Below are 19,436 nucleotides of genomic sequence, written 5' to 3'. Positions count from 1 at the left end.
ACCGACCGGCCCGCCGCAGCGCCGACCGTTCCGACCGCCTCCCCTCGGTAGCGGTGACGAAAGGAATCCACCGAATGGACGTTTCCAGATCCGCCGGTGCGGTTCGCCGTTTCGAAATGGGGGAAGGACTCACCCTCACGCTCATCGAGCGGGGAGAGGCGACGAGCAAGTGCACCGTGCTTCTCCTGCACGGCGGAGCCGGAATCTGCTCGGTCACCGGACTCGCGGACCATCTGTCCGCACGCGCCAGGGTGCTCGCCCCGATCCACCCCGGTTTCGACGAAATGCCGCGTCCCGAATGGTTCGACAGCGTCGGTGACCTCGCCACCGCGTATCTGGACGTGCTGGACGAACTCGACCTCAGCGAGGTCCTCGTCATCGGGATTTCCCTCGGCGGCTGGATCGCCGCGGAAATGGCCTTGCGCGACAACCACGGCCGGATCGGTGGCCTCGTGCTCATCGGCCCGGTCGGGATTCGCGCGAACGACCCCCGGGAGATCGAGGAAGCCATCGATGTCGATCGCGCCGAGTTCGTGCGACGGATCTTCCACGACCCGGACGCCCATGCCCGCTTCGTCGCTCACCGGGCCAAGTCACGGACCGAGCCGAAGAGCAACGTGCCCATGCTCCGGCTGTACGGCGGAAAACCGTATATGCACGATCCGAAACTGCGCCGCCGCCTGCGGCGCGTGACCGTTCCGGTGCTGGTGATCTGGGGTGAGTGCGACCAGATCACTCCGCTCGAATACGGCCTCGTCTACGCCCAGGCCTTTCCACGGGCACGGTTCCAGCCGATAGCCGACACCGGCCACATGCCGCAGGTCGAGTCGCTGGAAGCCACCCTCGGTGTCATCGCCGAATTCATCACCACGGAACTCCCGCACATCGCTCCGTGGTGACCCAAGCCGACCGGCGCCGCGTCACGACGTCAACGTCGCGGTCCGCCCGGTCCCGGCGGGAGCGGCCATGCTCTCGTCCCACTCCACCATCGAGGTCGTCAGACGGCTCACCACGGACGGATCGTCCAGCACCCGCAACGCGGTGCGCTGACGACGGGCCAGCACCTTGTCGAGCTTCGCCAGTACCGCGAGGTCCTGCTCGTCGAGATCCCCGGACGACGAGGCGGGCTCACCCGGAGCGAGTTCCCGGAACAACGCGGCGACCTGCGGCGCGACAGGTCCGTCCACAGTGGATTCCCCGGCGGCCTCGGCGGTCCGGACGGCCAGCGCCTTGAACCGTGCCCCGGCCAGGAAGACCGCCTCGTTCAGGGACCGGCCGTCGGCCAGTTCGGAGGTCCTGCGCGCCGACGCCGGCCAGATCAGGACGTCGAGATCCGCGCCGGGCACCGTCACGTCGAGGTCGATGCTGCCGGCCAGGAATCCCGGTTCGGTGAGCAGCGCGCCGGGGGTGCTCACCCGCTCCAGCGACTTTCCCCCCTTCCCCTGACGGAGCACGGCACGGCGGTGGGTCGGCAACCGGCGCAGGCCCGAGGCGAGGCAAGGGATCTGCCCGTCGACCGAAGCCTCCCGTCCGGTTCGCACGGCGCGGTTGACCTCGGCCGCACCGCCGGGTCCGTTCCCGAGATACAGGCAGACCGCCACGTAGTCCGCTTTGACCCCGGGCGTGTTCTCCTGCCGCATCGACGGCCACGTCGCCAATGCCGCGTTCACGGTGGCGAGCGCCTCGCCGAAGGCTTCCCCGGCCGCCGCGGCGAACCGGGTCTGCTCGGCGTTCGTACTCGCCCGGTCCGGAATCACCAGCGCTGGACCGGCCGGGACCGGTTCGGGCTCGGCCGGTACGTCCACCTCGTCGGGCGGTTGGTCCTCGGGATCCGGTTTGGCCTGCGCGGCCGGTGCCGGTGCCGGTGCCGAAAGGGTCGTCTCGGGGGGTGCCGTCGGCATCACGAGGCGTTCGGTCGCGGATTCGGCGTACGGGCTGCTCTCGTCCGTCCGCTGCGGGGTGACGGGAAGTTCCGGAACGGTGGCCCCGGCATCCACGGGCGGTCGCGGTGGTGGTGGCGGCTGGCTCCCCGCGGTCCGCAACGACGGCGGGTCGCCCGCAGGCGGCCGCGACGGCGCGGTGTTCGCCGGAGCCGGTGGGGATTTCCGGGTCGAAAGGCCGGAAACGGTGGGCACCGGCGCGGCGGAAACCAGGATTCCGGGCGGCGCCACGGGACCGCGCCGCCCGGGAGGTGCGGCGGGAGGCAGTGGGGGAGCCGCCGAGGGAGGCACGGAGGGAGGTGCGGCGGGAGGCTTTGGCCGCGAGACCCTGGGCATCGCCGGTGGCGCGGGCTGTGGTGGACGAACGCGGGTCACCGCGTTCGGGCCGAGCAGGGCGTGTGCCCGGTCGTCGAGCGTGCCGACGAGCCGTGGGCGCGCCGTCTCACGGGTCGCGCCATCGAGGGAGTCGAGCAGGGTTTCCGCGGCGGTGAGCACGTCCGGCGAGATCGGCTGCCCGGGTACCCCCAGGTGCAGGGTCCATCCTTCCGGGTCGAACGGCGCCTCGTCCGCGGCCGAGTCACCGGGACCTGTGCCCAGCACCAGACCGGACGGCACGACATCGGCCACGACGTCGCCAAGGCGGTAGGTCCTCGGACCGGACCGCGTCCAGCCCGGTGGTGGCGCGAGCGCCTCGACCACCTCTTGGCCGCCGTCCGCGCGCTGCCGGAGCACGGTCGCGAACGGCCGGTAAGGCAGCGAGCCCACAGTGGCCACGGTGACGTCCCGGCCGAGGAACTTGGTGAACTCGGCCAGCCAGGCGTGGGTCAGCGGCTCGGCCGTCAGCGGCACCAGCCGCAGCGGTCCGGTCGCCAGTCCGCGCACCACGTCAGCGGTCGCGGCCGGGCCGGGCACGGAACCCTGTTGCCCCACAACGACCTTGGGCTGCGTGGGATCCACCGGAACCGCGAAGGCCTTGTCCCCCATAGTCGCCGCGCGCTCACCGGTGTCCCGGACATACACACCGGCGGGCACGGGTTCGGCGACCGCGCCCGCCGGCGAAACCGGCGAGGCCGGCATCGAGGGCTCCCACTGGGGCACGGGATGGCGCAGACCACCGAAAACCGGAGGCAGGTTCGGGCGGAACCGCCGCCAGCCGGCGGCCGGGTGTCCCGCGTAGAGCGCCGCCCCGGGAGCGATCAGGAAAGCGCCGTCCGGAGCGAACAGGTCGACCTTCAGCACATCGGCGAGCGCCTGCGGCACCACCGGATCCTTGCCCAGCCCCGGCAAACCGATCCGCACGGAGTCGACGCCCGCCGCGACCACATGGCGGAGCAGCAGCGACGGCAGCACATCGATGAGCGACGAGTCCGGCGCGGCGTCCGGCGAGACCAGGACGAACACCTGCCCGGGGACCGGTGGTGGCCAGCCGATCAGGCTGTCCTTCCCGGCTCCCGCACCGCGCCTGCGAAGCAGCACGTGCTCGCCATGCCGGTCGGCGACCCAGTCGGAGGCGTCGGGCGCCGGTTTCGCGGCCCTGTCGTTCATCTTCTCCCCTGCCTTCGCGCTTCGTGCCAGGCCGTCCTGTCTTCCGGCGCTCACAGGCCGGCGTCGAGGTCCTCGGCGGTCAGCAGCGCCAGGTCGGCCGAACTGACCGAAGCGGTTTCCGCGAGCCGCGAAGCCTGCCGGTCGACCATCCGCTCGAAGACCCGCCGGGCGGTACGGCCGTTGCCGAACGTGCCGTCCTTCGGGATCTTTTCGAAGTAGGTGAACAACGCCTCGGCGGCGCCGTCGTCGAGGCGGTAGTCATGCTTCGCGCACTGGGTACGGACGATGGTCACGAGTTCGTCGGCCGTGTAGTTCTCGAATTCGATGGTCCGGCTGAACCGGGACTCCATGCCGGGGTTGGCTTCGAGGAAGCTCCGCATCTCCTTCGAGTAGCCCGCGGCGATCACCACCACGTCTTCGCGGTGGTCCTCCATCAGCTTCACCAGCGTGTCGATGGCTTCGCGACCGAAATCCGGTCCGCTGCCACCCTTGCTGGAACTCAACGTGTAGGCCTCGTCGATGAAGAACACGCCACCGAGCGCGGTGTTGAACGCCTCGGTGGTCTTGATGGCGGTGCCGCCGATGATCTGCGCGACCAGATCCGCCCGCGCGACTTCGATCAGATGGCCTTCGCGCAGCACGCCGAGTTGCGCCAGCACCTGCCCGTAGAGCCGGGCGACCGTGGTCTTGCCGGTGCCCGGCGCGCCCGCGAACACCAGGTGGCGGGCCATCGGCGGGGCGGAAAGCCCGGCGTCCTGCCTGCGCTTGGCCATCTTGTTGAGATTGATCAACGAGGTCACCTCGCGCTTGACCCCTTCGAGCCCGACCAGCCCGTGCAGTTCCACGAGCGGGTCCTTGGACCCGCCGGGCCGTGGCGCGGGAGGTGCTTCGGGCGCGGACTCCGGCGGCTTGGCCGACGCCGAGGTCCCGTACGCGTCGGGCTTGAAGTTGCCGCTGGTGATCAGGTCGAGCACCTCGATCGCCTTGCCCGGCCGGGTCTGGTGCACGCCGCTGCCGTGGTTGTCGCGCACCGTGCAGTTCGTGACGCGAACGGCTTCCTCCGTGTCCAGCCGGATCCCGTCCGCCTTTCCCCCGGAAAACTCCGATTCGGTCACCGTGCCCGACGCGCCCTCGGTGAACAGGCACCCCGTCCCGGCGCTGTCGTGTACCCGGCACCGTCGCAGGGAAAGGTCGGCCCCCTCACCCGCCTGTATCCCGTCGGCACCGGCACCGGTGATCACACTGTCGGTCAGGGCCAGCGCGGCGCCGACGACCTTGACTCCCGCGCCTGCCGTACCGCGCGCACTGAGCCCGCTGACCGAAAGCCGCGACGACCCCGCGACGGAAAGTCCCACACCCCCGTCTTCGATTTCGACGTTCTCGAGCGTCCCGCGAGCGCTGTCGACCTCGATGGCCGCGCCATCGCAGCCCACGGCCCTCAGCCGCCGGAAGAACGGGTCCGCTCCGTCGGTGACCCGAACCCCCGCACGGCGGCAAGCGGACACCGAAAGGTAGTCGAACTCGGGGGAAGAGCGATCACTCACACTCACCCCGACACCGTCCACATTGGAGATATCGCAGTTGGTCGCGCTGCCGCCGGACCGGGCGGAAAAGTGGAGCCCGCACTCACCGGCCTCCCGGACCCGGACCTCTCGAAGCGAGGGCGCGCAGCCTTCGGCCACGAAGACGGCTTGGCCGCGCACGCGCTCGAGAGCACAGCCCTCGAGGCTGACCCGCTCGCTGCTCGCCAGGTACATCCCGATGCCGTCCACGTCGGAGATGGTCAACCGGGCCGCGGTGAGGGCGGCCTGCTGTTCGACCGCGACCGCGGGTTTGCGGGTGTCCGAAACGACGGTGTCCTCGACGGTGAGCCTGCCACGGCCGTTGAGGCAGATCCCGTTGCCCGCCGCCCTCTTGATGGTGCACGCGCGGACCAGCAGCGTTCCGTCGTCGGCCACGACCACGGCGGAGGTCCCCAGGTCGTCGAGGCGGCAGGTGTCGAGCACGCCGCCGTGCGGCGAGGTGACCACCACCCCGGCGCCGGTTTCGTTGGTCACCTCGCAGTCGCGCATCAGCACGGTGCCCTCGTTCGCGGCATAGACCGTGGACCAGGCGGCCGCCCGCAGCGAGCATTCGGTGATGCCGAGCTGTCCGCGCGCGACCAGCACCGCGGGATTCTCCTCGTCGGTGGAGACCACCGTGATCCCCGACAGGGCCGCGGAATCGGCATCCAGGGTGACCGCGACGCCGGAACTCACCGCGAGCGACACCGAGCCGAGCCCGTCTTCCGCGGTGATGGTCACCGGTTTCGACAGCACCAGGTTCTCGTGGTAACGCCCTGGGCTCACGACGATCAGCGCGCCGTGCGGTGCCCCGGCCACCGCGTCGCCGATGCGCTGATAACCCTGGCCCGGCGTCTGGGTGACCATGATGACGTTCACGTTTCCCGGCTCCTCCTCTCGCCTGCGCCCCGGCGCGCTCGTACGCGCCGGCGGTTCTCTCGGCGCAAGCTGACCAAGAAGGACTCAACGAATTCTCTATCCCGCTCATTCGCCCCGGGGAGCACGGAGAACTTAGGGCATATCCGGGGAAGAAAATCTCGCATGTGCCGCCGACGGCACCGCTGTGGGCTTTCCCCGGCCGATGATGCGGACGTGGACGAGATTCTTGACGTGATCCGTACGGGACGAGCACCCCTGGTCGTGCTCACCGGGCTCGCCGGGGTCGGCCGCACCACGATGCTCGCCCGGCTGAGCGAGCACCTCTCGGCCGAGGGAGCGCACGTCTCGGCGTTGCGGTTCACCAGCGACGGGAACGTCCTTCCCGCCAGCTTCGCGATGCCCGCCGACAACGACGCCTCGGGCCCCATCGTGCGGCTGGGCGGCCCTGAACACGGTGGCTCGCTGTGGGCGTCGATCGGTCCGGTCGCCGGAGCCGCCGACGAATTCGCGGTGGCCCACCGCGCGGCCACCGCGGCGGTCGTCGCGCTCCAACGTCACAACCGCGAGGCCGTCCTGCTGATCGACGATGTCCAGTGGATCGACCGTGACTCCCTCGCGGTGCTGGAGGCGCTGGTGCGGATCATCGCCGGGCGCCCGGTGACCTGTGTCTGCGCGCTTCGCGTTCCCGCCGGGAACGCCGCCCTTCCCGACGGTCCCGCGGTGCTGGCGCGCCTGCGCAGGGAAGGCCTCGCACACCCGGTACGGCTGCGCCCGATGAACGACGCGCAACTGGCCGGCCTGGTCACCGCGACGCTTTCCGCCGTGGCGGAACCGGCGCTGATCAAGCGTTTGCGCCAGCTCGGCCGGGGGATCCCCGCCGCGACGCGCGACGCGATCGAAATGCTCCGGCTGCGCGCGGCGATCCAGGTGGTGGACCGCCGCGCCTACCTGGTTCAGGGCACCGCACCGGCGGATCCGCCGCGGCACGGCCACCTCGTCCGCTCCGTCCGCGAACTCGGTGTCGCGGTGGGGGCGGCGGCCAAGGCCGCGGCGGTGCTGGCGCCGCTCGGCGCGGCGGTTCCCCGGCTCGTCGGCGAGGCACTGGAAATCGGCGAAGAGCAGGCCCTTTCGTCGCTCGAAGTGTTGTGCCGTGAAGGAATTCTGCACCGGGGCCGCGACGGAACGTCCTGGCGCTTCACCGTGCCGCTGGTCGCCGACGCGCTGACCGCGAGCTGCGGACCATACGAACGACGACGGCTCGCGGCCAAGGCGGTCGCCGCGCTCTGGGACGGGACGGCGAAGTGCGCCGACCCGGAGTACCGCACGAACCTGGTGGCCGACGCCGGCCGCCTGGTCGCCCCGCAACGGGCGCTGGGCGAGTTGCTCAGCCGCGCCGCGGTCATGCGGGAGGAACACGCCGAGCCGGCGTTGAAGTGGCTCGGCGCCGCCACCAGGCTCGCCGAGAACCGGGCGCAACAGGCGATGGTGCTGCTCATGCACACCTCGACCTGCCACTTCCACGGCGACCACGAACAAAGCCTGCGCGGCGCGCGAAGACTCCTCGGCGAGTTCGCCGACCAGCTCGCCCCGGACACCGCTCAGGAAGTGCAGGCGCTGGCCGTCCGCGCCCTCAGCAGCACGGGCGAGACCGGAGCCTTGCACGAGATCGCGGACGGAGCGTCGCGGTGGCCGGGTAACGCCGGTAACGACGGCCTCCCCACCGTGACCCGGGCCTTCGCCTGCGGCCTGCTGGACCGCTGGCCCGAAGCCACCGCGCTGTTGTCCGAGCTCGAAACCGGAAACCAGACCTCGAGGATGCTCGCCGGTCTGGTCCAGACCATGGGCGACCTGTGGCAGGGGCGTCCGGAGGCCTTCGAACGCAGCCTGCGCGGGCGGGAAAGCTGGCCACTGCGCGCCGTCCGGCGGCACCGGATCGACCAGGTCAACGCGCATGTCACGGCTTTGCTGGTGCACGGGGACCTCACCCGCGCCCGGAAACTGCTGAGCGACGAAGACCTCACCTGGGAGGACATGCAGGAGCCGGACCGCGCGATGGCCGCGGTCCTGAAGGGCGATTTCGGCGGGGCGACCGAACTGGCGTGCCGCAGCGTGGCGAACCGTTCCGCGTCCGGCTTCGATCCTGGCACCGTCGGCATGCACCACGCGACCGTGTCGGCGCTGGTGGCGCAGGGCAGGCTGGTCACGGCGCGCGAACTGCTGGCCGCGGCCCGTGCCACCACCCCCGTACTGGCGCACCTGCTCGACCTCACGGAGGCACAGGTCGACCGCGCGCTCGGCGAAGACCGTCGTGCGGCGGAACGGATTTCCGGCGCGCTCTCCGAAAGCGGGGCGCGGGGACTGGTCGTGGGCTCGGACCTCGCCCAGTCCGAACTCGCGGACCTGGCACTGGACCGCGGTGACCGCGAGGCGGCGCGCACCTGTCTGAAGGCGGCCGAGGAAGTGGCCACGACCTCCTCGACCGGCCGCGCGATCCTGCACGCGCGGTATCTGCGCGCGGTCGTCGCCCATGACCGGGACGCGGCACGCCACTGTCTGGAGCTGGCTCGCGAGCGCGCCCAGCCCTTCGAACTGGCCTGGACGATCGTCCGCCTGGTCAAGCACGGAGCCGCCGAGCCGTCGCTGCTCAGCGAGGCCTACGACATCCTGGGAAGTCTCGAAGCGCTGCTCTACCGCGCCTGGACCCGGAGTCTCATGCGGGAACACGGGATCGGCGTCCCGGGGCGGCAGGAAACGGTGACGGAGAACGAGCATCTACTGGCCGTGCTGGCGGCCGAAGGCCTGAGCAACAAACAGATCGCCAAGGCACTACTGGCGAGCGAGAAGAGCGTGGAAGGCAGGCTGAGCCGGCTCTTCTCCCGGACCGGTTACCGGTCCCGCATCGAACTGTCCACCGCGATGCTGAGCGGAGAGCTGACCTTCTAGGACTTCCCACCCCCTCATGCAAGACTGCTCTCATTATTGGAGTTGGCTAGAACGTGGCGGGGTGGGCGATGACGCAGCACAGCACTGGCCGGATCAACCAGAAACGGCGCACCCGCACCGCGATCCTGCGGGCCGCCACCGAACTGCTCCGCGACGGCGGGCAGGTGACCATGCGGGAGATCGCCCGGGAGGCGCTGGTGTCGGAGGCCACGGCGTACCGCTACTTTCCCGACCTTCCCACCCTGCTCAGGGAAGCCGTGGCCGGGCAGTTGTTCGACCCCGTCGAGGCGTTGCGGCCGGTCGAGCGTTCCCCCGATCCGGTCGTGCGCGTCGCCACCGCGGCCGAGTACCTGCTCCGCCATGTGCTTGCACACGAAGGCGCGGTGCGCGCCATGATCGCGGCCACGATCACCCGCCCCGCCGATGCCACCGCGCGCCCCGGCCTGCGCTTCGGTCTCATCGAGCAGTCACTCGCCCCGCCTGCCGAACTGAACGGCCTCGACGGCGACGCGCTGGCCCAGCTCAAGCGGGACCTCTCCGTCGTGGTCAGCGCCGAAGCCCTGTTCGGCCTGCTCGACCAGCATCGCCTGACTCCGGAGCAGGCCGTGGCCAGTCTCGCCCGTATCGCGATCACCCTCACCCGGGAGACACTCGACCGTTCATGAGAGTGGACTTGCATGAACCAATCATGATGATCTACTGTCTTCATGACAGTTCACTCTCATAAAGGAGTTCTTCCATGGCACGCATCGTGATCGTCGGCCCGGAGGACGGGGAGATCGCCCTGACCGGCCCGATCCAGCTCCGGATCCTCGAAGACGGCAGCACCACCGACCACCGGCTGGGCCTCGGCGAGATCGTGGTGGCGCCGCACACCGCGGGGCCTCCCCAGCACCGTCACGCGCAGCACGACGAGGGCTTCTACGTCGTCAAGGGCACGGTCCGGTTCACCGTCGGCGAGGAGTCGCACGACGCCGAAGCCGGAACGCTGGTGATGGTCCCGCCGGGCGCGCCGCACACCTTCGCCAACCCTGGCGACGAGCCCGCGGTCGTCCTGAACACCTTCACCCCCGACCTGTACGTCCAGTACTTCCGTGACCTGCGCGATTTCGCGGCCGCGGCGGGGCGGGAGCCGACGCCGGAGGAGATCACCGAAGTCATGGCCCACTACCACACCGAACCCGCCACCACCTACGCCGACGCCCACCCGGAGTCCACAGTGGACACCAAGGTCACGGAACATGAACTTCCCGGCGGGATCACGGTCAAGGTCGAGGAGCGCGGGGCGGGACGGCCGGTTCTGCTGATCCACGGCGGCGCCGGACCGGCGTCGGTGACCGGTCTGGCCGACGTGCTCGGCGCCCGGGGTGTTCGCGTGCTGACGCCGATCATTCCCGGTTTCGACGGCACAGCCGGATCGGACCGGCTGCGCACCGTCGCCGATCTGGCCGTGGCCTTCCGGCAGTTGCTCGAAGCGCTCGACGTCACCGAGGTCCTCGTCGTCGGCAACTCGGTCGGTGGCTGGATCGCGGCCCAGATGGGCGTCGACGAGCAAGCCGCCCGCGACGCCGGTGAAGCGGCGCGGGTAGGCGGGCTCGTGCTGGTGAACGCGGTCGGTGTCGCCATCGACGGCCACCCGATCACCGACCTCTCCGCGAAGCCGCCGAGCGAACTGGCCGACTACGTGTTCCACAACCCCGATCGCTTCCGGATGAACCCGGCGTCGCTGCCGCCGGAACGGCTCGCCGCGATGAAGGCGAACGGTGCCGCCCTCGCGGGATACGCCGGCGACCCCTACATGCACGACCCCGCACTTCGCGCGCGTCTGGAAACCGTCAAGCTGCCCGTGCACGTCGTGTGGGGCGAGAGCGACGGCATCGTCGACGTCGCCTACGGCCGCGCCTATGCGGCGTCGTTCGCCGGGGAACACGACGAAGGCGCGAAGTTCACCGTCATCCGCGAAGCGGGACACCAGCCCCAACTCGAAAAGCCCGGCGTCGTCGCCGACCTCGTCCTTGCCGCGCGCCGCCAGGTGCGGCGATGAGCCCGGCCCGGCTCCGGGCCGGGTTCGGCGTGCTCCTGCTCGCGATGCTGCTCGCGATGCTGGACAACACGGTGGTCGGCACGGCCATGCCGACCGTCGTCGCCGAACTCGGCGGTCTGCGTGAACTGTCGTGGGTCGTGTCGGCCTACACGCTCACCACCGCGGCCACCACGCCGATCTGGGGCAAACTCGGCGACCTCTACGGGCGCAAGGCCGTGCACCTGGTGGCGATCGGGATCTTCACCGCCGCGTCGGTGGCCTGCGGCCTCGCCCGGGACATGACCGAACTGATCGCGTTCCGCGCCGTGCAGGGTGTCGGCGCGGGCGGGCTCACCGTCGGCGCGCTGTCGCTGATCGGTGTCCTCGTGCCGCCGAGGGATCGCGGGCGCTACCAGGGAATGATGGCCAGCGTCATGGCCGCCGGGCAGATCGGCGGGCCGTTGTTCGGCGGGGTGGTCACGAGCCTGTTGGGCTGGCGCTGGACCTTCTATCTCAACCTGCCACTGGGCCTTACCGTGCTGGCCGCCACCGCCGTCGTCCTGGTGGTGCCGCCGGTGCCCCGCAGGCGGGTGCACCTCGATCTCGCGGGCGCGTTCCTGCTCACCGTGGCGATCACCGCGCTGTTGCTGTTCACCAGCACGGCGGGGCAGGGCGGCGCGCCGCTGCCGCCCGGCGTCCTGCTCGGCATCGCGGTCCTCGCGCTGGCCCTGTTCGTGCCGGCCGAACGACGCGCCCGCGAACCGGTGCTGCCCCTGAACCTGTTCGGCCACCGCAACATCGTGCTGACCACGGCCATCATTTTCGTGGTGGGCGTGGTGAGCTTCGGGACGGTGACCTTCGTGCCGTTGTTCCAGCAAACCGTGCAGGGCGCCTCCGCGTCAGGCTCCGGCACGTTGCTCCTGCCGATGACCGGGGCCGTGGTGGTCGCGTCGCAGATCGCCGGACGGGTGAGCAGCCGCACCGGCCGGTACAAGCTTTTCCCGGTCCTGGGCACGGCGTTGCTGACCGCCGGCTGCGCCGTCCTGGCCACCGGCCGCGCCGACACGCCCGTGCTGGTCACCAGCCTGGCCCTGGTGCTCGTCGGGTTCGGGCTCGGGTTCGCCACGCAGATGATGACCCTCATCGCCCAGAACACCGTCCCCGTCGAGGAAATCGGCGTCGCCACGGCCAACACGACGATGTTCCGCACCATCGGCGGCGCGGTCGGCACGTCGGTCTTCGGCGCGCTGCTGACCGCGAGCACGGGAGCCGGACGCTCCGTCGTGAGCGGAGTCGTCGAAGGCGAGACCCGCATCTTCCTCGTGGCGGCCGTGGTCGGCGCGCTCGGTTTCGCCGCGGCCTGCCGCATCCGGGAAGTCCCGCTCCGCCAGGCTTCGGAGCCGGTTCGCGTTTCAGCGTAGTGGCGACGGGCCGATTCCTTCGCCGACGAGCAGTGGGGGTCCTGGAACCTCTGCTGCCCGGGGGTAAGACGCGCGTGCAGCCATCTTGGGCTCCGTGGGGTCCGTAGTTGTCCACCACGAGATACAGGCGCTGGCCGGGCCGGCGTCGGCGCAGGGCTTTGCGGTGTCGCTTCGGGTGCCGGAGCGGCCGCCGCGCTTGCCCTTGCGGGGCATCAGGTTCAGCGGCCCGAACTCGTCCGCACGGATCACCCGTCCCTCGGCAGGCGGATGGTCGCAGAGGTCGAGCACCCGCATCGCCCGCCGCAACCGCACCCGGTCCTTCGCCGTGCGGTTGATCCACTGCAACCAACGTTGACGAATCACTAAGGGATGTCTCGTAATTGATCTTGTTGTTGGTGGGGTTGGGGATTGTGGTCAGCCGAGGAGGCAGATGTTGTGGAGGTGGGCGATTCCGGAGACGGTGTCGGCGAGGGTGTGGGCGGCGCGGCGGTAGTCGCGCAGGATGTTCCAGCACTTGAGGCGGGCCAAGGCGTGTTCGGCCCGGGCGCGGATGCTGCGGTGGGTGGCGTTGAGTTCTTGTTTCCATTCGGGCAGATCGCTGCCGTCGGCCGGTTCGCGGTAGGGCATGATCACGCTCGGGTTTCCCTGGTAGCCGCCGTCGGCCATGACCGGCCGGCCGGCGAGTGTGTCAGCGATACCCGAGTCGCGGTAGACGGTGCAGTCGTTGCGGTTGCCCGGTTGCCGGTGGCGATCACCAGGCGGGTCTCGGCGTCGATGGCGACCTGCACGTTGGTGGAGTATCGGTAGTTTTTACTCCGCGCGGCCACGCGGTGATCCCTGGTGGGGACCAGGGTGCCGTCCACGATGCGACCGAGTCCACTCGCCGTGTGCGGACCGGGGCCAGTGCCAGCAGCGGGCTCAGGCTGTCGATCACCCGGTGCGCGGCCGAGTGCGACACCCCGAACAACGGGCCGATCTGGCGCATGGTCAGGTTCGTCCTCCAGTAGGTCGCCACCAGCAGCACCCGGTCCGCCAGCGGCAACGCCCACGGCCGGCCCGGACGCCCGTCGTCGATGTCCGGGCCTCCGCGCTGGGCCACCAGCCGTACCAGCTTGCGGAACTGGCCCGGCTGCAAACCAGTGAACGGCACGATCCACTCCGAACACGACGCCGAAATCAACTGCACCACACCAAGATCAACTATCACGCTGGTCCACCCCGCCCTCCAGCGGGGTTACGAGACAGCCCTTAGGGCAGTAGTGGGTCTTGGGTGCCGGGGTCCGGTGGCGGTGGTTCTCCGCCGTTATCGTGATTCTCGGGCACGCCGTTGGCCTCTGACGCTTCGACCGCCATCGGATCGTCCATTGTGGATTGTCGGTTGTCGGGTTCGGGTGGACCCGGTTCGTCGGTTGGTCTGGGTTCGTGGAGTGGTTCGGGGTTGGTGGTGTGGTGGTTTCCGGTGGGGGTGGTGACGGTGAGGCGGCCGGTGGTTTTGTCGAGGTGGAATCGCCATCCTGGCTGGTTTTTGAGTCGATGGTGTTTCCGGCAGAGGGCGATGAGGTTTTCGTCGGCGGTTTCACCCTGGTCGGCGATCCATTGTTCGCTGTGGTCGAGGTCGCTGGCCTGGGCGGGCCGGTGGCAATGCGGGAAGCGGCACTCCCTGTCCCGCACCTGGATCAGGCGGGCGAGGTCTCGGGGTGGCCGGTAAGCGTTGCGCCCCACCGACACCACTTGCCCGGTGTCGGGGTCGGTGATCACGCGCCGGACGGTCGCGTTGTCGCCGTAGGCGATCCTGCGTGCCAGCCACGCCGGAATCACCCCATGCCCCGCCAGGTTCCCTGGCTCGTCATTGAGACCGAGCCAGGTCATAAAGTCGAGGTAGACAAACACTTCCGCACGCGGGCCCACCCGGAGGCCGTGGTTGTCGGTGAGGAGCAGGTCGGAGTACACCTCGGCCCGGTGTTGCTCCAAGGTTTTGGTTTTGTCCTTGCGGCGTCGTCGGCGGGCTTCGGTGTCGATACGGCGATAAGCGGCAGCACCCTCCTCGGCGGGGAGGTCGCCGCACAACCGGACCATGCCCTCATCCATGGGAATCAACTCGACCCGCCGCTGGGCGCGGCGGGCACGGCACCGCTGGGCGTAACCATCGGGATCGACCTTGATCACCGCCAGATTCACAGACCGGCGCAGACCACCCGGGTCCTTCCCGGCCAAGCGGGTGGCCATGATGGCGTCGACCTCCCGCGCCTGCTCATCGGTCAGAACCGCAGTCGGCTCATGGATCTTCGAGGCCTTGAAACCATCCAGTTCGCCACGCCGCATCGCCTCCAGCGTGCGCGGCAACCGGGTGGTCAACGCCTCCGCCAGATCGACCTGGCTTTCCGCTGCCTGCTTACTGATGGCGAGTGCGAGCGCGAGTTCCTGCGGAACGGTCGCGGGTTCCTCGGCGGCGCGGGCGAAACGGGCCAGGACCTCGAAATACCGGGCCTGTATCCGATTCACCAACCCCTGCGCCGCCTGCAACTCACGCCGCAACCCCTCCAGAGTCACCGGAAACTCCGGAAACTCCGGCAGGACCGGGAAACCGGGCGGAGGGGGCAGGGTAGGTGCGCTCATGCGTCCTATGTTATCGAACGTTTGAACGCGATAGTCTAGGTAAAGACCCAGTTCACCGGAACGTGTGAAAACGGCCGAACACGACCGGCCCGACGCGCACCACGACAGAACTGGTATGTGGCACCATAAGCCATAAGCCATAAGCCATAAGCCATAAGCCATAAGCCATAAGCCATAAGCCATAAGCCATAAGCCATAAGCCATAAGCCATAAGCCATAAGCCATAAGCCATAAGCCACAAGCCGACCCTCGCCCGACCTTGGCCGACCGCACGCAAGCCCGGCCCACCTCCACGAACCCAAACCCGGCGCACTACGACGAAACCCGAATCCAAACGCATCCGGGAAACGGAACCCGACGTCGAACAGACCTACCGACGTGCCTGGAAGAGCCGGCAGGTGAAGAGCAAGACGTAGGATCCGTCGGGCCGGCGATAGTCGATCATCAGGCGGTCGAACTCCTGCCGGGCCGTCGCCACCTGGTCGTCGTCGAGTTCGTCGAGCACCGGGCCGAGGCCGGTCGGGCCGGCGGCGAAGTCCCACAGGGCCGGCTCGTCCGGGAACCCGGTGGACCAGGAGAACGGTTCGCTGCTCACCTGCGTAAGCCCGCCGCGTTCGAGCCATGATTCCCGCCGTCCGGGCATCGCGTACTCGTCCAGCAGGCGGAATCCGGTTTCGATTTCCGGCGGAAGCCAGTCGCGAACAGCCGTGGTCATCGCGTAACTGATCGGGTTCCGGCACAAGCCGTCCCAGGTCGCGATGGCGGCCCTCCCGCCGGGGCGGAGTACCCGCGCCGCTTCCCGTGCGTCACCGGCAGGGTTGGCGAAGGAGAGCATCCCGAACCGGGAGACGACAACGTCCACGCTGTCGTCCGCGATCCGGAGATCCTGGCTCTTCATCACCTCGAACCGCGCGTTGGACAGTCCTTTCGCGCCGGCCTTCGCCCGCGCGATGTCGATCATCGGCTCAGCCGCGTCGACGCCGAGAAGGTCGGCACCGGGACACCGTTCCGCCACCGTGAGCCCGGGTTCGCCGGTGCCGCACGCCACGTCCAGCACGGACTCACCGTCCGACACCGAAGCGCGGGCGAGGAGAGGGCCGGTGACCGGCTCGAAGAGTGGCAGCACCAGATCGAACGTCTTCGCCATCCGCGCGAAATCGAACTCGGCGGTCTCTGTCGATGACAAGGCGTCTCCCTCAGTCTCGCGCGATGTCGCTGCCCCGTGCCGCGTCACGGACGGCGTCGGCCAGTAGCCGCATCGAGGCGGCCGCGCCCGGATTCAGCAGCACGTCCACGCCCTCGCTGGGCAACGCCTCCGCCAACTCCTCGATGGTGACGTCAAGCCATTGGGGCACCACGAGATTACGCCGGTGGCCGAAGGAGGTCGTGACGAGCACCGAAGGAACACCGTCGGGAGCCTGCCGAACCAGCGCGGTTCCGTTCTCTTCCACCGCGATGCCGAGCATCGCATCGCGCAGCGCGACCGGAAGATGGTCGGCAAGTCCGCCGTCATCGGCCAGTCCCCGGAGCAGCGCGTCCACCGGGTCGAGCGGTGAATCCGGAGAACCCGGTTCGTAGAGGGGATTCGGCTGGAACCGGCTCCTGTTCCCGTTCTCGTCCACCAGCCACGCGCCGATCAGCGCCTTCACCGGCGGGCTCGGCTGTTCCTCGGTGGCCAGGAACGCCGGATCGACGAGGAACATGACGTCGTCCTCGCCCTGGGGCCCGGCCGCCTGTTCGCCGACACTCGCTTCCATGACCTCTTCTTCCCTTTCGGACGGTTACAGCATTCCGGGCAGTCTCCGGAACCGAGACGACTGCGTGTCCGGTATTCCCACGCCGGGTTCGGAGACCTGGCCGGCAAAGCGAAGCAGCGAGGTCCGGACCACCTCGTCCAGCGAACCGCTGCCCTGGGCGCCGTCGTCGAACTCGGCCGCCGTCAGCTCACGCATCAAGATCCGGCCACGCTCTCCGTCACCCGGCTCGGTCGCTTCGATCACCTTGAACGGGGTGCCGGGCAAGAACACCACCCGGCCGGTGACCCCTTCCCCCGCAGGCTCGATCAACGCCGTTCGCCGTCCGGTCATCGACCACACGAGCAGTTCGGTGGCATCGTCGTCGACCGCGCACGACTCGGTGATCAAGTGCAGGAATCCCCATTCCCGCAACACCGGTTCGCCGCGAAGCGCCTCCCACTGTGCCTCGGTGGGCATCACCACGGACATCGCCGCCTTGCGGTACGGCGGAAGGCTCGCCAAGCCCGCCGCCACATGGCGGCCGAAGGCCACGTGCGGGCCGTCGGTGGCGGTGCGCAGGCCGGCATCCACCTCGGGGTCGTGCCCGGACAGATACAGCCCGGCGGCCACCGCCACGGTCACTACATCCTCCGGCAGTTCCCGGCCCGCCTTGATCCGCTCTGACCACGCATCGAACTCATCCTCCCGGCCCGCACGGACGACGTCTGGTTCCGGGACGAACTCCGGCCCCAGAGGCCACACGCGCAGGCGGGGCGCGGGCACCGGCTGGACGATCTCGGCCGTCTTCGCCGAGGCAGCGGGATACTCGATCCTCACCGTGCTCAGGGAGGGATCACTGTGCGCGGCATCCCCGGCGGCTTCTTCGGCCGCGCCCTTCCGCAGAAGTTTGGCCAGGCGCGGCAATCGCACCAGCGGAGTCGTCCGGTCCAGGCCAGGGTCCACTTCGGAATCCGGCACAACCTCCGAGGGTGGGGGCCCGAACCCTTCGAGCGAAGTGGTCTCGACGATCCTGACCATCGACCGGCCCGGCCGTTCAAGCCTCTTGAGCAGGTCCAGGGCGGTCGCGCGCATTCGCTCGGCCCGCTCCTCGCCGTCCGCGTCGTGGAAGATCACGAGCGCGTCCGGGTCGGCGGGCCTCGACCGGACCAGGGTGGCCCTCGTGACGTCACGCGGTGACCGGATCCACAGCCCGGCCTGGACGATTTCGACCGCCGCACCGGACGAATGCCGGTACACCCCCGGCGCGACCTCCGCCAGATCGTCGAGCGGCTTACGAGCGCGACGGATCACCGGCGCGGCGGAACCGGACGCTCCCTGGCCGCGAGGCCGGTACGCGATCTGCTCGGCGAACGTACGCACGCCATGGGAGCCGTCCGGACGCAGGACGAACACGTCCGGCGCACCGGGAGGCCCGACCGGAAGACCGTTGTAACAGACGATTTCCTCGTCGAGGGTGTCCGCGAGCGCCTGCCCGGGCGCGGTCCCCTCGGGGGTCACGGCCGGGCCATAACACACGAACCGTGTGATGGCCCGCGTTGGCGGTGGCACCGAGGCCCACCACCGCGCCACGTCCTCCAGCGGGAGTGGCGGCGTGCCGTGCCCGCCGAGCACGACGGTCAGGACATCGGGCTGGAAGCACAGCCAGCGCGCGAGCCTGACCCGGCCACCGTCCAGGTAGCGTTCCGGGCCGTCGGGGCGAATCCACACTCCGGCGGGCAACGGCTCGACCACACCGATGCCGCCCGTTCCGCTCGGACTCGTCACGGCGGGCGATTCCCACGACGGCACGGGGTAACGCCTGCCCGCCCAGACCGGTTCGTCCCCCGGCGTGCACCGGGCCCAGCCCTTGCTCCGGTTTGCCGGCAGGAACGAGACTCCCCGGGAACCGGTCCGTACCGCACCGTCGGGGGCGAAGACGGTGCGGCCGAGTCCCTCCGACAGCAACTGCGCCGCGGGCAGGATGACCTGGCTCACTTCGCCGCACGGCACCAGACGCACCGCCCGGCCGTCGGCCGGGACGGCCGCCGCGATCGACTCCCACGTCTGGCCGTCGACGGGCAGGTCCACCACGACCAGCGCGCATTCGGGGTCGGCGGGCAGGGATTCCGCCAGTACCCCGGCTTCGGCCGTCATCCCGTCCGGCCGGTGCACGACCAACGCGTGACCCACGGGCCGGATGGGCGGTTTCGTCTCGCGACGGCGAAGGCTCCGCATTTTCGGAAGTGCCATGGAAATCGCCTTTCTCCCTCGACGGGGCCCGGCTAGCGCCGGCCGGTGAACACGCGCGTGAGGAACGAGTCGACGTCCAGCCATCGCGCTTCGTCCCCGAAGGGCACCAGACGGGTCGTGCACTGGAGAAACCTGGTCAACTGGTAGCGATCACCGTGCAGGTGCGCGGTCCCGGCCGGTGAGATCAGGTGCAGGCAGACGGAATCCGGCTCCCGCACCGACGGCCGGATGCGGACATCACCCGAGCCCGCAGGTGCGCCCAGGCCGCTGGCGAGAAGATCACGCGCGAAGACCCACTCCACCCACTCCAGCCGCCCGTAGCAGAAGGAAATGGTGATCGCGTGCGGATCCCGGGTGTGGTACCGCACGTCGGCTTCGAGCCGGACCGGATCCTGCCGGGCCCGTACCAGGCTGAAATCCACCCGATGCCGATGGACGCTGTCGGGCCGCGGCACGTCTCCGTCAGCCGGGGCGGGTGAAGCTTCGTTCATGCTCTTCATCGTCGGTGACGAGACTTTATT

General features: G+C 69.6%; 13 protein-coding genes and 1 pseudogene. 5 read left to right on the top strand and 9 right to left on the bottom strand.

The genetic code is table 11. The features are described 5' to 3' along the window. Positions 1 to 74 precede the first annotated feature (74 nt). Positions 75 to 899: an alpha/beta fold hydrolase gene (locus ACFSXZ_RS25055; protein WP_378267629.1), complete on the top strand. Its 825-nt coding sequence runs from the start codon at positions 75 to 77 to the stop codon at positions 897 to 899. Positions 900 to 920: 21 nt separating this feature from the next. Here the strand turns inward: ACFSXZ_RS25055 and ACFSXZ_RS25050 are convergent, their stop codons facing one another. Then, positions 921 to 3,485 carry a hypothetical protein gene (locus tag ACFSXZ_RS25050; RefSeq protein ID WP_378267628.1) on the bottom strand — a complete coding sequence of 855 codons (2,565 nt, stop codon included), beginning with the start codon at positions 3,483 to 3,485 and terminating at the stop codon, positions 921 to 923. A gap of 50 nt (positions 3,486 to 3,535) precedes the next feature. After that, entirely contained in the window at positions 3,536 to 5,914 is a 2,379-nt protein-coding gene (locus tag ACFSXZ_RS25045) for a right-handed parallel beta-helix repeat-containing protein (RefSeq protein WP_449224290.1), read from the bottom strand. Between the two features lie 225 nt (positions 5,915 to 6,139). Between ACFSXZ_RS25045 and ACFSXZ_RS25040 the strand changes: the two genes are divergently transcribed. The 4 genes from ACFSXZ_RS25040 to ACFSXZ_RS25025 all read left to right on the top strand — a co-directional run bounded on the left by ACFSXZ_RS25040 (position 6,140) and on the right by ACFSXZ_RS25025 (position 12,313). Next, complete coding sequence (locus ACFSXZ_RS25040; RefSeq protein ID WP_378267626.1) at positions 6,140 to 8,869, top strand: AAA family ATPase; 2,730 nt, start codon at positions 6,140 to 6,142, stop codon at positions 8,867 to 8,869. A 68-nt stretch (positions 8,870 to 8,937) separates the two neighbouring features. Next, a complete protein-coding gene (locus tag ACFSXZ_RS25035; RefSeq protein WP_378267625.1) occupies positions 8,938 to 9,534 on the top strand; it encodes a TetR/AcrR family transcriptional regulator in 597 nt (198 codons plus the stop codon). Between the two features lie 74 nt (positions 9,535 to 9,608). After that, on the top strand, positions 9,609 to 10,913 hold the full coding sequence (locus tag ACFSXZ_RS25030; protein WP_378267624.1) for an alpha/beta fold hydrolase: 1,305 nt from the start codon (positions 9,609 to 9,611) through the stop codon (positions 10,911 to 10,913). After that, positions 10,910 to 12,313, top strand: coding sequence for an MDR family MFS transporter (locus tag ACFSXZ_RS25025; RefSeq protein WP_378267623.1), 1,404 nt, complete (start codon positions 10,910 to 10,912; stop codon positions 12,311 to 12,313). Before ACFSXZ_RS25030 ends, ACFSXZ_RS25025 begins: the two co-directional genes overlap by 4 nt. Here the strand turns inward: ACFSXZ_RS25025 and ACFSXZ_RS25020 are convergent. The 7 genes and pseudogenes from ACFSXZ_RS25020 to ACFSXZ_RS24990 form a co-directional block, all read right to left on the bottom strand. Then, positions 12,305 to 12,676: a hypothetical protein gene (locus ACFSXZ_RS25020; protein WP_378267622.1), complete on the bottom strand. Its 372-nt coding sequence runs from the start codon at positions 12,674 to 12,676 to the stop codon at positions 12,305 to 12,307. The genes ACFSXZ_RS25025 and ACFSXZ_RS25020 overlap by 9 nt on opposite strands. A gap of 51 nt (positions 12,677 to 12,727) precedes the next feature. Further along, positions 12,728 to 13,499, bottom strand: a pseudogene (locus ACFSXZ_RS25015) (transposase family protein). A gap of 62 nt (positions 13,500 to 13,561) precedes the next feature. After that, entirely contained in the window at positions 13,562 to 14,929 is a 1,368-nt protein-coding gene (locus ACFSXZ_RS25010) for an HNH endonuclease signature motif containing protein (protein WP_378267621.1), read from the bottom strand. A 370-nt stretch (positions 14,930 to 15,299) separates the two neighbouring features. Then, positions 15,300 to 16,115: a class I SAM-dependent methyltransferase gene (locus ACFSXZ_RS25005; protein WP_378267620.1), complete on the bottom strand. Its 816-nt coding sequence runs from the start codon at positions 16,113 to 16,115 to the stop codon at positions 15,300 to 15,302. Between the two features lie 10 nt (positions 16,116 to 16,125). Then, positions 16,126 to 16,686, bottom strand: coding sequence for a type VII secretion system-associated protein (locus ACFSXZ_RS25000; protein WP_378267619.1), 561 nt, complete (start codon positions 16,684 to 16,686; stop codon positions 16,126 to 16,128). A gap of 24 nt (positions 16,687 to 16,710) precedes the next feature. After that, positions 16,711 to 18,915 (bottom strand): hypothetical protein, encoded by a 2,205-nt coding sequence (locus ACFSXZ_RS24995; RefSeq protein WP_378267618.1) that lies wholly within the window; start codon positions 18,913 to 18,915, stop codon positions 16,711 to 16,713. Between the two features lie 32 nt (positions 18,916 to 18,947). After that, entirely contained in the window at positions 18,948 to 19,406 is a 459-nt protein-coding gene (locus ACFSXZ_RS24990; protein WP_378267617.1) for an SsgA family sporulation/cell division regulator, read from the bottom strand. Positions 19,407 to 19,436: the final 30 nt, after the last annotated feature.

It is taken from the genome of Amycolatopsis pigmentata, assembly GCF_042684065.1.
Lineage (GTDB): Bacteria > Actinomycetota > Actinomycetes > Mycobacteriales > Pseudonocardiaceae > Amycolatopsis_E > Amycolatopsis_E pigmentata.
Note: the sequence above shows the minus strand (reverse complement) of the source record. Positions and strands in the feature narration are given on the sequence as shown.